The sequence below is a fragment of the Paenibacillus sp. PvP094 genome, from assembly GCF_040546835.1.
In the GTDB taxonomy this organism is placed as follows: Bacteria; Bacillota; Bacilli; order Paenibacillales; family Paenibacillaceae; genus Paenibacillus; species Paenibacillus illinoisensis.
Map to the genome: position 1 here is coordinate 5,631,319 of NZ_JBEPOM010000001.1, position 14,359 is coordinate 5,645,677.

The 14,359-nt window shown below is 48.5% G+C and carries 9 protein-coding genes; all 9 read right to left on the minus strand.

The window, feature by feature from the left end:
• Window positions 1–196: 196 nt before the first annotated feature.
• The 9 genes from ABIC22_RS25545 to ABIC22_RS25585 all read right to left on the minus strand — a co-directional run bounded on the left by ABIC22_RS25545 (window position 197) and on the right by ABIC22_RS25585 (window position 14,214).
• Window positions 197–2,767, minus strand: a complete 2,571-nt coding sequence (locus ABIC22_RS25545) for a glycosyl hydrolase family 95 catalytic domain-containing protein (protein ID WP_354484758.1) — start codon at window positions 2,765–2,767, stop codon at window positions 197–199.
• Entirely contained in the window at window positions 2,764–3,867 is a 1,104-nt protein-coding gene (locus tag ABIC22_RS25550) for a glycoside hydrolase family 88/105 protein (protein ID WP_354486095.1), read from the minus strand. Before ABIC22_RS25550 ends, ABIC22_RS25545 begins: the two co-directional genes overlap by 4 nt.
• A gap of 127 nt (window positions 3,868–3,994) precedes the next feature.
• Window positions 3,995–6,052 (minus strand): glycoside hydrolase family 65, encoded by a 2,058-nt coding sequence (locus tag ABIC22_RS25555; RefSeq protein WP_354484760.1) that lies wholly within the window; start codon window positions 6,050–6,052, stop codon window positions 3,995–3,997.
• A gap of 37 nt (window positions 6,053–6,089) precedes the next feature.
• Entirely contained in the window at window positions 6,090–8,381 is a 2,292-nt protein-coding gene (locus ABIC22_RS25560) for a helix-turn-helix domain-containing protein (RefSeq protein WP_354484762.1), read from the minus strand.
• 160 nt (window positions 8,382–8,541) lie between these two features.
• Complete coding sequence (locus ABIC22_RS25565; protein ID WP_354484764.1) at window positions 8,542–9,867, minus strand: Gfo/Idh/MocA family protein; 1,326 nt, start codon at window positions 9,865–9,867, stop codon at window positions 8,542–8,544.
• Window positions 9,864–11,396, minus strand: a complete 1,533-nt coding sequence (locus ABIC22_RS25570; protein WP_354484765.1) for an extracellular solute-binding protein — start codon at window positions 11,394–11,396, stop codon at window positions 9,864–9,866. The genes ABIC22_RS25565 and ABIC22_RS25570 overlap by 4 nt, the downstream gene beginning before the upstream one ends.
• 23 nt (window positions 11,397–11,419) lie before the next feature.
• On the minus strand, window positions 11,420–12,289 hold the full coding sequence (locus ABIC22_RS25575) for a carbohydrate ABC transporter permease (RefSeq protein WP_095287290.1): 870 nt from the start codon (window positions 12,287–12,289) through the stop codon (window positions 11,420–11,422).
• A complete protein-coding gene (locus ABIC22_RS25580; RefSeq protein ID WP_354486096.1) occupies window positions 12,289–13,167 on the minus strand; it encodes an ABC transporter permease in 879 nt (292 codons plus the stop codon). Before ABIC22_RS25580 ends, ABIC22_RS25575 begins: the two co-directional genes overlap by 1 nt.
• A 354-nt stretch (window positions 13,168–13,521) precedes the next feature.
• A complete protein-coding gene (locus tag ABIC22_RS25585; protein ID WP_354484767.1) occupies window positions 13,522–14,214 on the minus strand; it encodes a hypothetical protein in 693 nt (230 codons plus the stop codon).
• Window positions 14,215–14,359 lie beyond the last annotated feature (145 nt).

The window sequence follows — 14,359 nt, forward strand, 5'->3', positions numbered from 1 at the left end:
CTTGTTATGAACCGAAGTATAACAGACAATCTAAAAGTTAACAATATAAAGTTTTAATTACTTTTTGATTTATTTTCTTAATATAAATAATAGAAATATATTAGTAATATTAACTTTTACAAATCCACCCGAGATTCTATGATTTATAAAAACAATAAAGAAGCCGCCACTTGGGCGACTTCTTAAGTGTCTCATATTACTCCGTGTTCAGTTCCACCGACCACTTTTCCCCTTCTTCTAAATGAAGCAGGAATGTACCATTCTCCATGGGGAGTGGTTTATATTTCTTCTTGCCAAACTGTCTACATAAAGAGATGTCGACCCAGTCTGGGAGCTGAAGTTTCAAGAACAATCGCCGAACGGCGGCTAACTCGGCTAGAAATACTCCTGATTTGCGGTCCCATGCAAGCGACAGAACGCCTCCGGGTATACGCCAATTCTGCAGCTCCCCCCGCAGCATTCTGGCAGGAAGTGCCGGAAGCAGCTTGATCCGTTGAGGCGAGACCAGCAGCAGCATTTCCTGTACGGCATTAACCCAGCCCATATTGGCATCCAGCTGAACTGGAGCTGCATCTAATGTCAGGCAAATTCCCATACTGCGCCAATCGTTATGGAGTGTGAATCCATTAGATAGAACACAGGACCGGGCAAGATGATCCAGGCTGTCCAAAGCCCGTTCTCCGTCGCCCAGCCGGGCATAGATCGATGACATGTGAGCCAGGGACCACCCACTCTGTGCTCCAAGTTTCCGCTGGTGTACTGCTTTCTCGAAGGCTTTGAAAAGCAGTGGGTCGTCTTCCCGACTGACTTCCTGTCCTGGAAAAACAGGATATAGATGGGACAGATGACGATGATCTTGCCGATCCTCAAACGCAGGATGAAGCCATTCCTTGACAGCCCCCTCCTCATTCAACATGTAGGAAGGCAGACGTGTAAGCATATCTTCCCACTCTGGTATTTTGCTGCTATTAACACCGATTATCCGACTCGCTTGTATGGTATGCTGCAATAATTCCTTGATGATGGCGACGTCCATTGTGGCATTAATGGCTGTAGGCATGGGATGTGCGAGCTGTTTACCATCCTGAGGCATGAAATTCTGCGGTGTGTTCTCGGGTGAAACGGATGGGTATACCATATACCATCCCTCTTCGTCCAGCACCAGAAAGTCTTCATAAAACTGTAACGCCTCTCTCATAAAGGGCAGCGCCTGCTCGCGCAGAAATTGCATATCACCGGTATACCAAAAATGCTCATAATAATGTCTGGCCAGCCACCCGGCTGCTCCGGTCCAGTTCATGATGACAGGAACAACCTGATTTGGGATGCCCATGCCTGGCGTAGTTCCAGCAGGGATGTAGATCCCGCGACAGCCATAGAGCTTGCGTGCATTTTCCTTGAAGACATCCATCAAACCGGTGTAATACCGAAACAAAGACAGGTTCATGCAGGTTAAACCGCCAACAGCCGAATGCCAATACATCATCTGAACATTTTCATTAGCCATGTGATGACCCCAGATTAACCGGTAATCTCCGCCCCATAGCCCATAAAGACCAAAAGGCATATTGCCTTCCTCAGAGGTTCCGCTAATGAATAAATATCGACCGAATGCCCACATCTTGCAAATCAACCCCAAGGGAGCTTCGCCTTCATAGGCATCTAACAGAAGCTCTTCATTACTGCGCCCGTCATCAGCCGCATCATCTAGATCAAGCTCTGCGGAGTGAAAGAGGGGCTGATGTAGCTCCGTATGTCTGGATAGCATTGAATTATAATCAGTCTCCAGCCCTGCAAGCTCCTGCTTCAGTCGTAACCATTCCTCTTCCCGCTTGCCTGTAACAAACATTTTAACGAGAAAAAGCACATCGCCCGACGTTTCGAACGGGAGCTCTGCGTGAATGGCTTGTTTTCCGCTGTCATCTCGCTGATCCTTGTCTGGAATGGTACCCCCTTTTCCCGGGAAATGTAATGCTCTATGGGAAGGCATTACTCTAGCCCCAGGTTCCTCTCCCCCACGGATTAGACGCAAGACAGCACCATAATCCTGTCCATCATCATTTATGCCACCATAAAATACGTATTGCTCATCTTCATCCGTTCTGACCGTAACGGATATTTTCAGTTCCTTAAATTCTTCATCATCCCGCTCACGGTCACCCGGCGGAAATTGAAGACCCACACTTCCCGATATCACTGGCGTACTTCCTGATTCCCTAACCTGTACCGAATCGCTCGTGCTCAGTACTTCAGCGTTTATTCTGAACACCACACAATCATCTGCACGAGAGACAAAAAGACTTCTTGAAATCTTTCGTTCCCCTTCCTCCCAGCAGACATGAACTTCTCCCGTTTCCATATCCAGTTCCCTGCGATAATGGCGAAAAGCATTGTCACAATTCATGGTGAGTGTCAATTCAGCCAAAGGAAAACGGGAGGATAGTTTGGAAGCATATCCTTCTGCTTGCACGGCACGGGTCAGATGCCAGCTGGCCTTCGAAAATTCCCCAGCGTCCATAAGTCGCCGGGTCTCCTGCAATGTGTGACTGACGTCGGGGAGTTCATCCTTTCTTCCCCAATGCCATAGTTCACCATGCTGCAGTAAAATAACTTCTTGATGTATACCACCTCGCACAGAGGCACCAATTATCCCATTACCGGAAGGAAGTGCCTCCCGCCACATCCCCTTCCACCATGAAGCGGGATACTTTAGAATCATCTTGTTTTTATCGGGTCTGCCCGCTTGAGATCCGTTTAATTTCTTCACGCACCTTCTGCTCCCCGCATCTCCATTTCAATACTGGCCAGCAGGAATGGTGCTACTCCCATCTGAGCATCGCTGACGATCTGTTCGCTAATATAGTAGGCATAAGAACCGTCACGATATTTCTTTCCTCCGAGTCCAGCCCCATGACAAATGCGGTGCAGGTGTACCCCCTGTTCATCCTCCGTAACAAAGTGACTGAGAATACCGGCATACGCCAGTTCAACAACTTTGCGATCCAGTTCAGCCAAATAATGCAGACGCTGACCCTTGGCAAGGGCGTAGGTCAGCATGCAGGAAGCCGACGCTTCCAAATAGTTGCCTTCCCTGCCGTTCTGGTCCATAACTTGATACCACAGTCCGCTCTCCTGGTCCTGGGCATGGGCGATTGCATAGGCCATTCTCTCGAAGATGCCCATGATCTGACCGCGCTGAGGATGATCAATTGGAAAAAACTCCAATGCATCCACTACCGCCATCGCATACCACCCCATCGCTCTGCCCCAGACGTGGAACGATTGACCCGTGTCTTTGTCGCACCAGCGCTGTTCCCTGCTCTCATCCCATGCATGGTGCAGCAGACCGGTTCGCGGATCCCGGGTCTTCCGCTCAATCAGCAGAATTTGACGCGCGACTTCATTGAAGCTCTCAGGGTGATCAAACATATGGCCATACTCTGCCAGAAACGGAGAAGACATATAGATCCCGTCAAGCCACATCTGGAAAGGATATATTTTTTTGTGCCAGAATCCGCCCTCACTGGTTCGAGGCTGTCCTTTCAGCTGGGCGACCAGTCGCAAGATGGCTTGATGGTATTTCTCTTCCCCAGTAAGCTTCCACATAGAAAAGAGATTTTTGCCTTCATTGATCATGTCCAGGTTATAATCCTCAAGTTGATAGTTCCTGATGGTGCCGTCTTTATCGATCAGGCCATCCATATGATGGAGAACCAGTTCACTATATCGAGGTTCACTATTCCAAACGGCAGCACGTTCGAGGGCCAGAAGCGTCATTCCGGCAACGTACCCCCATTTCCCGGCAATTTTGGGGTGATTCCCATCCCGGCATTCGGAAACTAGCGTATCCGCAATTTTGGCAGACATTCTGCGATTCTGAGTAGAGACCTTTGTTAACGTTTCAACCAACGTAATCGCTCCTTTTTCGCTCGCGTATTATTGCTCAAGCCAATCCCGACTACTCAAAGTGTGAACACACGATCACCTAATCGGATCAAGTCAGGGGGTGCAGCCCCTCCCATAGAACTGACCAACTCCCATCCTGCGGAAATCCCGGATTGTTCCCGCCTTCCTCACCGCTCCATCCGGCAGCCATCATTGCTACTGCAGTTAACAGTCCACCATTCCCAGGCAGATACGCCCATAATCCTGGCCTTTGATAATTGTGTCCATTGGGCAAATAGGTGTTTTTGGTGGCATCCATCAATAAAAAGTCAACGGCCAGCTCAGGTTCTCCCAGCCTTGCCGCTGTCATCGCACACATCGGAAAGTCCCACCCCCATGCGGATTCCCAATCCCAGCATTCTTTCACTTTGAGAAGTGTATTTTTCATGATTTTGTCGTCGATCAGCGTGCCGGGAAGCAGGCCGAGCGCTCCGAGCATGGAAGGATGATCATGGTTCTTGGCAGTAAATGTGTCTGGACAATTCTCGTGCGCAAGATACACTCCATTCTCATGCACAGGACTTGCCATATGAGCCGCAACCTTTTTCCATTCCGGATTCACAGGCCGCTCCAGCCGCTCCGCCCACATAGCGGCGATTTCCAAGCCAAATTTCCAGTATTCCAGTTCATATGGCGGATTCAGACTTTCATTCATGGCATGATTCTCCTGAGCTGGAATCAACGGCGGCCCAAGTACATATGCCTCTTTTTCAGCATCCCAGTGGGCAAAGGAAACCATAAAATCAGCTGCCTCGAATACGATGTCCTTATACCGTTCCAATACAGACCTCTCAGGCCGGGCCAAGTAACACATCTCGGCAAGTGCCATCGGATGAGGCTGCTGCCAGATTAACCCTGGTGCTACTGGTGACGGGCTCTGCCCACCGTTATATCCAACCATTTTGGGCCAGCGCGCACCAGCATATCCCTGTGAACGCGCCAGTTCACGAGCCTTGGGCAAAATTTTGATATACCAATCCATACTTTTGCGAAGCAGATCTGTACGATCCCACAGGGGAAAATGTGCAGCATGCCACCAGTGCATTTCCAGGTGCATTTTACCGAACCAGCTATTATACATGTAACCCGTTTCCTGAGGCGGCATGGAGCCGCCACTGTGTACAGCACATAGGAACTGGGACAGCACAATTCGTCGCTCCAATTCTACTGCTCGGGGATCTTTACTGCCGGATAGATCCATGGCTGCTCCACTGTTCCAGAACTGCTCCCAGTAGACCGAGCTGGCGTGGAATACGGCCTCAGCTGGTTGAACTGATGGGTTCGACGCAGCAAAAGCAACACTGCAAGACCAGCTATCTGAAAGCTCCAATACTTCAGGAATAAGCGTAAACTCATGTGCTCCGGTCTGCTCCAGACGCCCCTTGTCCCAGATCCACCTCACACCATATTCGTCTTCATCCAAAATCCGTTTCAGTGAAGCTGAAACCGAATCGTTCGCCATTAGCTCGGTGCGATGTCTGCTGTCCTGTTCCCAATCGGGAAAAACGGACTTGGACCAGCTCCGATGTGTCATATCCGGACAGGGGAAAACAAGGAACAAATGCAGACGCCCCTTGCGGATTAATTCTGAATGTACACGAATGCCGATGCCATCGTTCTCCGGATCACAGGCAGTCTCCACCTGAACCCTGAACCCATCTACGGTGAACTCACTGTGAAGTGTACCTGTCCACAGATTTAATTCCTGTCGTACCGGATTCACATGTGACGTATCTGCTTCTTCTCCATCTTCTTTCAGTATGCGAAACGCGAGGCGCCCCAGTTGAAGACGATGCGGATTCTGCCGCAGCCAGTGATAGGCTTCTTCTCGGTTCTCAGGTTTCATGGGATACGCCACCTTCCGTCCATACGTTTCAAACGACTGGTAGACGATATCCTGATCGCCGAAAACCTCATGCCCTCCGGTATAATGCCACCCCCAATTGGACTGTGTGCCAAGAGGGATTTCGTATGCTTCCGGAAAGGTCTGAAGGCCGGTGAAATCAGCACTAAATGCAAATTCGCCGTTGCCGACAGACAAAGGAGACCTGGGCTCAAGCTGGGTCAATACCGGATGGTTTCGAGTGACTATCGTTTTACGGTTCATGTAAGCTGTTCCTCCTTCTCTTCATTCGAATGGGGGACTAGGATTCCAATAAGGAATCCCTGCGGGCCCGCATCATCTCCCTGTATTTCCCGGGTGTAATATCCTTGGTTTTGCGATATACACGGATAAAACTATTCTCATGCTGATACCCCACCATGGAAGCGATTTCAGATATTCTGTAGTTGGTATCCCGCAGGAGTTCACAAGCCCGGTCCATACGGAGCTTCGTAAAGTAACCAAGAATGGTGTCGTTCATTTCTTGCTTGAACAGCTGACTTGCCAAACTGGAACCGATACCCGCATGCTCAGCAATGTCCTGAATGCTAACCGGGTCTTCCAAATGGTCACTCATGAATGCAATCATCGTTTGGCAAACGATATAATCCTTCCTGAGCAGCATGCTGTCATACCATGCTGCGAGCGCTTCTGCCTCATTGCGCAGCAGTGACCACGCAGACTCCAGATTCATCGTCCGCAAACCGGAAACTCGGAACCCGCATGCTTCAGGATCCTGTTTCATGCGGATTCGTTCCAGCGTCTCCGCTACAGACTCGAGATAAGATATCGCCGAGGACGGGTGCCACCGTTCACTCTTCATGCGGCTAAATGTTTTATCCATGATCCTGATTGCCTCTTCACCAATGCCGGCTTCGATCGTTTCGGTCAATTGGGACATGAGTTCATTTTCCTCTGCACGTCCAGGTTCTTGGTGACCGGAAATGTCCTCAAACCGAATCACTTGTTCATATCCATGGTACAATCTGAAACCCAGAGCGCTGTCAGCTTCCTGCATCGCCTGTTGAAGTTCCTTGAATCCGTCGCGGTCCTCGCTTACGCCTGCGGAGACCTGGAACTTAAGCAGTTTCGGAATCATCCTCAGTGCTTCACCAATCGAATTGGCTGCATCCATATCTCTGCTGGGACCAAGCGGTTGTAACATGACTAGCAATCGATCCCTGCCGAGATCTGCAGGAATGAGACGCCACTCTCCTGACAGAAGCTCTGCAATGATATTGGCAATGGCAAATTTTAAAAGGGATTGATCCGACTTCTTAAACCTTTCACACCATGCGTGATAATCATCAATAGACAACATTGCAACGGTCAACGGACTATCACTCCATTCCTTGAAGTATCGGTTCCACTTTTCACCAATTTCCCGGTAACCCGTCATGTGTCCCGCATAGATATCGGTCAGAAATTTGGAGGATGCCTCAGGAAGTGTTTGTCTGAGATTGATGGCTTGCTGTGCATGATCTGTCAGCAGCTGTCCTGTTATTTTCTCGAGATCAATCAGCTCTGGACTGATACGTTGACGGTCATACCCGCTAAGCAGTTGTCTCATCCGTTTCACCGGTTTAAAGGCTGCCCTGTTATAAAAAGCAATCGTGGCGGCTCCTGCGGCAAGTGCCAACAGTGAAACGAAGAACACAATGTCTCTAATCTTCTGGGCATTGGACAGTAAACTTTCCTGGGAAATAATTGAAAGATAACGCCAACCTGTATACGGGGACATTGTCTGTGAAGCGAGCAGCACTTGGCCCTCGTGTTTGAACTCACCAAGCTTTTCTCCTTCCAGAGTCGCGAGGACCTGGTCCACTGCTTCCTCTCCTACTGGATAATTACCAAGATCATACAACGGCTTATTGTCGGCATCCAGAATGAAACGATGATTATCGAGATCAGAGACGGAAGTAAGAAGCATGTGCTTGAACATTTGATCCGTTTTAAAATTGATGGCAATGATCCCTCTAAGTTGACCCGCCAGCATAATCTTGCGATAAAGTGTAATCTGGGAGGCAGGAACTCCTGAACCTGCAGCAATCTCCCGCCGCTTCACCAGCATGGGACGGTCATCTAATTCAGCAGCCACATCCACCCAGCCCGAATCGGGAAAATTGACTTTGCTTGAACTATACCCCTGAGGAAAAGCGACCATGCTCTCCCTTTCCACATCATAAATGTAAGCGCTCTTAATAAAGGGAGTACTACTAGTCAAGGTTTCAAGAAACTGTACCAATTCGGTGACATTGCGGTATGACCCCTGTACCTCACTCGTGAGAAATTTATACACATGGTTATTCAGTGCAATTTTCACAGCGATCTGGTCGCTTTCCCGAATGACTTCATCAATATCATTCATGCTGATGCGCAGCATCTGGTGCTGCGGTTCACTGAGCTCCTGCTGTAATACCGACTTGGCTGAATAATACGTAGTCATGCCTACTGCGATAATAATCATGAAGACAACAATGGTCAAAATAAGCAGCAGCCGGGTCTGGGTATTGGTGAAATTGAATTTTAACCACTTCAAAAAGGAAAGGGTCACAGTTATCTCCCACCTTATGTGCAATATACCGCAATTATACAGTTTCGACCTGCCCGGTGCGACCCGGCCTTACAGCCTATTTTGACTTCTTCGAGCAGCATGATCTCACACTTGCCCGATGTTTTGGCTGTTTTCACCATCATTTAATGTAATTAAATATTCACTCACTTCTCGGATTCTGCATAGACACCATATTCCCCCATCCGCCTAGCACCGCTTCTATGGATATGGGACGATGCTCGGAGACCGAACGCCATACGGCTTCCCCCGCAGCAACGGAGTACGCTCCATCCACGGCTCCGGACAGAATCCGGAAAGGACGGTGTTGATCTTCTCCAAGAAAGATATCCTCTAGAAGTAATGGATCACCTCCACCATGTCCGCCTTCCCGATGTACGACATGTATGGTCTCTTTGGAACCAAACAGGGGGAAATAGTCGATGGTCTGAACCGGCGTCGGAAAAGGAGTACGTGCCGGCATATGGTATTCAAGTGTTTCCAGGCGCCCCTTCGTACCGTTCACAGCCAGCCGATAGCCTTCATAAGGAAGGGAAAAATTGACCGAATAACTCATGAGTGCCCCGCCACTATATCTCACAGATGCTGTATACGTATCTTCGATCTCAATGGTAGAATCAAAAATGCATTGATCCGGACGGTATGCTGTGTATGGAAAGTCCGCAGCTGCCGAGCCTAGCAGGTTCAGATGATCATCCGGAACGCGGATCTGCCGACTGCGCGGTGTCCAACGGGAGTAGTACGCACAATCTTCCGAGACATTGCACGTCCGACAATTCCGCCCATCTTCCCGTGCCGGATTCCACTCTCCATCTGCACCATAATAATTGAGCGCTCCATAAGCAAAGACTTCCACCGGCTTTTGGTTAATCCACCACTGGACCAGGTCAAAATGATGGGTGCTTTTATGAACGGACAGTCCACCCGAATAAGCCCGCTCACGATTCCAGCCCTTGAAATAGCTGGACCCGTGATGCGTATCAATATACCAGTTGAGATCGATGGAAGTGACTCGGCCAATCTTACCTTCCTGTATCATTTCCTTGATCCGCATGTGAATGGGCATATATCGATAGTTGAATGTTACGATGACTTTACCTTGACTCACCGCTTCAGCATCCAGTATTCGCCTGGCGTCCGCTCCGGTTGTCGCCATTGGTTTCTCGGTAATTACGTCCAAATCCCGCTTCAGTGCGGCGGTTATATAGTGGACATGGGTATCATCCCTGCCGGCGACAATAATGCAGTCTGGCTTGGTATCCTCCACCATGGACGCAAAATCAGAAGCTCCATACACAGGAACTTCGGAGTGATGCGGAAAGCGCGCTCGATAAGCTTCAAATCGCGCGGGATCCGTATCCAGCAGTGCCACGATCTCCGAATTGTGAGTGAACAACTCATGTATAGGTTTGGCGAACTGCCCCAAAGCTCTGCCGCTCACTCCGCATATAGCGTATCTTTTTTTCACTTCTTCACCTTCTCATACCACTCCTGGACCCGCTGGGTGACCACTTCGCCTCCTGAGGCATTCCATTTTTTCACGTATTCATCATAAGCCTCCAGAGGCAGCTCTCCGATAACAATCTTGGTCAATACTTCCTGAAACAGCTTGTGTGACTGGATATCAGGAAACCCTTCATACACGGAAGCCGGGAGACCGTCACCTGCAATTTGCCGGGCATCGGCTGTGCTCACAACAAACATGTCTTTCACCATCTGCTGTTGGTCCTCCGGATAAGTCTCTTCAATACGTTTGTTCATGTCCTCTGCAGTAGTCAGGTTCTTCATTCCCAAGGCAAGCGGTTTGTTGTCGGCAGGCGGAAGAATGACTTTTCGTCCGTCTTTGACTTCATGCTGTTCTCCTTCCAGGCCGAAACGGACAAATTCATCATTTTCAGGGTTGTAGAAGAAATCAAGCAGCTTCAATGCATTGGGCGCATTATCCTGCTTCACGGCTGGAATCATCCATTCCGGCTCACCCATGCTCTTCTGCGTCACGAACGCTTCGAAGCCTTCGGCTTTGGGCAGTGGCATCGCTGCGATATAAGCATCCGGTGCCTGTGTCAGCATAGCGTTAAGACGATCGCGAACATTCGCCGGCAAGTGGTACCAGCTGCCCACCAGGTTATTGTTAATTTTGGCTTGCCATACTTCCCCTTTGTTCAAAAACGTTTCATTATCGAGCAGTTTTTCTTCATATAACATCCGAATGAATTTAATTGCTTCTCTCATGTTATCCGTTGTCCCGGCATACTGAATCTTGCCGTTGTATTCATCCCATTCCGGATATCCTTCCCACATGGCAACTCCGTACATGGCAAATAGATGGTCCATCCACCTTCCAAATTCCCTTCCGCTTGTGGGCAGTTCATCTGCTTTGCCATTGCCGTTCGGGTCCTTGTCACGGAAGGCTTTGAGCACTTCAACATAATCGTCAACGGTTGCTGGCATTTCCATGCCTACCTTATCCAGCCAATCCTTGCGGATCAGTGGTGCCCGTTCCGGGACAAGGAATACTTTGGGGACATAATAAATTTTGCCGTCAGGAGAAGCTGAGCGAACAATATCCCAGGCTTCCTGGGGAATACTTTCCCAGACATGCGGAGCGTACTCAGGGAGCAGATCATCCAGCGGCAGCGCTCCGCCTTGTTGGATCAACGTTTGTTCAACGCCTCCGATCGGGCGCAGAATATCCGGCAGCTCATCCGAAGCGATCATCAGATTCAGATATTCCGATGGTTCCGAGCCTGGTGGCGTCGTAATCAGCTCATATTGGACACCTGTCTTATCTGCCACATATTTTACATGCGGATCATCAGCTGCGGGCATGCTCCCGATGCCCATATGACTCTTGAAAACTTTCACGATTGGGATACCGGAGTTCCCTTCAGCTGAACCGCTCCCTGAATCGCTGGTGTTGGAACTGCAGCCGGCGACTACCAGCATGGTCACACTGAGCACTATCGATACAAACTTTTGGGTCAGTCGTCTTCTCATCGAATCATCCCCTTGATCATGATTTATTCTTTCAGCGATCCAAGCAGCGAACCTTTGACAAAATATTTCTGTAAATAAGGATACACCAATATAATGGGAACGCTTGCAAAAAGAATCGTTGCTGCTTTCAATGTGGTAGTGTTGAAGTCGTAATCATCAAGGAACATATTGACCTGAGCCAGTTCTTCCGGACTGGTCAAATAGGCACGCAGTTTCATCTGAAGCGGCCATAGATCAGGATCCCGAACGAAGAGTACGGCGCGTTGGAACGTATTCCAGTATCCTACGGCATAGAACAGGCTGACTGTGGCAAGAACCGGTTTGGATAGCGGCAGATAGATCTGGAACAGGATTCGAAAATCATGGCAGCCATCAATCCGGGCAGTATCATCCAATTCCTTTGGCAAGTTCATGAAGAAGGTGCGCAAAATGACCATGTTGAACGTACCGATGACCCCCGGTATTATCAGTGCCCATATGGAATTCATCATCCCCAGCTCTCTGACCGTCAGGAAGAAGGGAATCATCGGCGCATTGAAGATCATCGTGATGACTATCCCGAGCATGACCTGTTTGCGAATTAGAAACTCTTTGCGTGATAACGGAAAGGCGGTCAGCACGGAAAAGAGCATACTCAGCGCTGTTCCAGCGACCGTTATGAATACGGTTACGCCAAACGATTGCCATAAGCCTGAGCTCTGTAAAATATGTTTCCAGGAAGCCATGGTAAAGCCGACCGGCCACAGAAAAACTTCCTTGGAATCGGCGGCAACCGGGGAACTTAAGGAAACAGCGAGCAGGTGAAGCAATGGCAGGATCATGGTTAATGCCGCAGCTGTCAAGAACACATAGTTGGCGACTTGAAAGCACTTTTCACCAAAGGTTTGCTTCATCACCACAACCCCTCTCCTGTCTTTTTGGCCAATCGATTGAAGACCCAGAGCAGGATAAACCCGATGACGGATTGGAACAGTCCAATCGCCGTGGTGACACTATACTGCCCTTGCAGAACACCTGAACGGTATACATAAGTTTCAATAATATCTCCTACCGAGTAGGTCATCGGGGTCAGCAGGTTATAAACCTGATCGAAACCAAGCTCCAGGAAATTGCCGATATTCAGCAGGAACAGAATCAGGATCGTTGGGAACAGCGCGGGCAGCGTAATATAAATCGCCTGTTTCCACTTATTAGCTCCGTCCATGACAGCAGCTTCATACTGGGTTGGATCAACGCCGCTGATGGCTGCGAGATAAATAATGGTCCCCCACCCCACTTCCTTCCATATGGAAGACAAGACAACAATTGGCCGGAAATATTGCTCCTGCTGCATGTACAGAATGGGCTCGAAGCCGAACCATCCACGGATAGCGTTTACAAAACCACCCGAGGCAAGAACTTCAAAGACGATTCCACCCACAACGACCCAGGAGAGGAAATGCGGCAAATAGAACAGACTTTGCAGGAAACGTTTGGCGAGCATCTTCCTTACCTCATTAAACAGCAGCGCAAGCAGGATGGGAGCTGGAAATCCGACGACCAGCTTGTAAAACGCAATCAGAGCTGTGTTCCGAAGTACATGATAGAAGTCCTGATACGTAAAAATAAACTTAAAATTATCCAGGCCCACCCATGGGCTGCTCCAGATCCCTTTCATAATCTGAAAATTCTGAAAGGCAATGACGCTTCCTCCCAGAGGGATATACTTAAAAATAATGTAAAACAAAATGCCGGGCAGGATCATGACATACAACATCCAATGTTTCCTCATGTTTCGCAAATATCCTTTTTTGGCACGTTTGACGACTGTAACTCCGGGTTGCCGGGCAGGTGTTTCCGTCAGTTCAGCCATACGATCTCGGGCCCCCTTTAGCATTTAATAGTGTGAATGATGAGCAGGATCCTCTGTTCACATCATATGGGCGAGCAGCATGATCAACAATCGTGCAATCGGCCAAACAATGAACCAATCGCTTACACAGCAAGTTTCTGCAGGATCGGTTCATTCGCTGGAGAATCGGTTGGTACGGGTAATATCATCAAAAAGGCCGCCATGTGGCGACCAAAGATACGCAGCAGTATGCTCTTTGTTCCGGGATTGCATTTCTTAATAGGCTGAATGTAATCAATCCTTTATCATTAGAGACCCGATGTCGTTTGGATCCTCAATCTCCTTACTCGCAATAAGAATTCCTTCCTCGTTCAATGCCTTTATGTTGAATGGAGTGCTTGCAGTCGAGGGAAGCAATACAAACCATATGTTTCTTTCAGCCCCCACCTCAACCAATTTAGCTTCAGTAGAAATCTGTGTTCCATTTTCCTTCGTTTCGACCGTTATCCGCTTGATTGCAGGGTTCAGTACATTTCCGAATATGATGGGAAAAGGAGATTCGATATGTTCCAAGCGAGGCATACTCATATAGTCCATTGCGGACGGATTCGATGAAGATTTACTAATCCCGTATCCTCCTCCCCATCCCCATTTCCAACCCAATATTCTCTTTCGTGCATACTCCATCTGAAGATTACTGGATTCCGAGCTTGCTCTTTGTGTAAATAAAATCATGCCGCCTTCCACTGGCTCTTCATGGATAATTTGTGATGATAACTGTTCTGTTCTAAACTTTTGAATCGCGCTTTCGGGAGTCTTCCCGATAGGGATGTGTATGGTCTCATCCACTCCCAACAATTTGGACATCCGTTGATCTGAGAACCCGCCAGGTCTATCGTTAAGATAGACATAAGTTAACAATGCGGAGATCAAGAGAATAACCACAGCTAAACATATCCCGATCAGCCGTTTTATTTGTAGTTTCAATATCTTCGAACCCCCTTGTTATTTAAAACAACTTATCAAAAAATAAAACCGTTCTAATATTACCATATTTAACCTCCTATTTTCTGATTTATATATAACAAAAAAACCTTCAAGAACAGTGTCTTGAAGGTTTTTCCGTTGAATA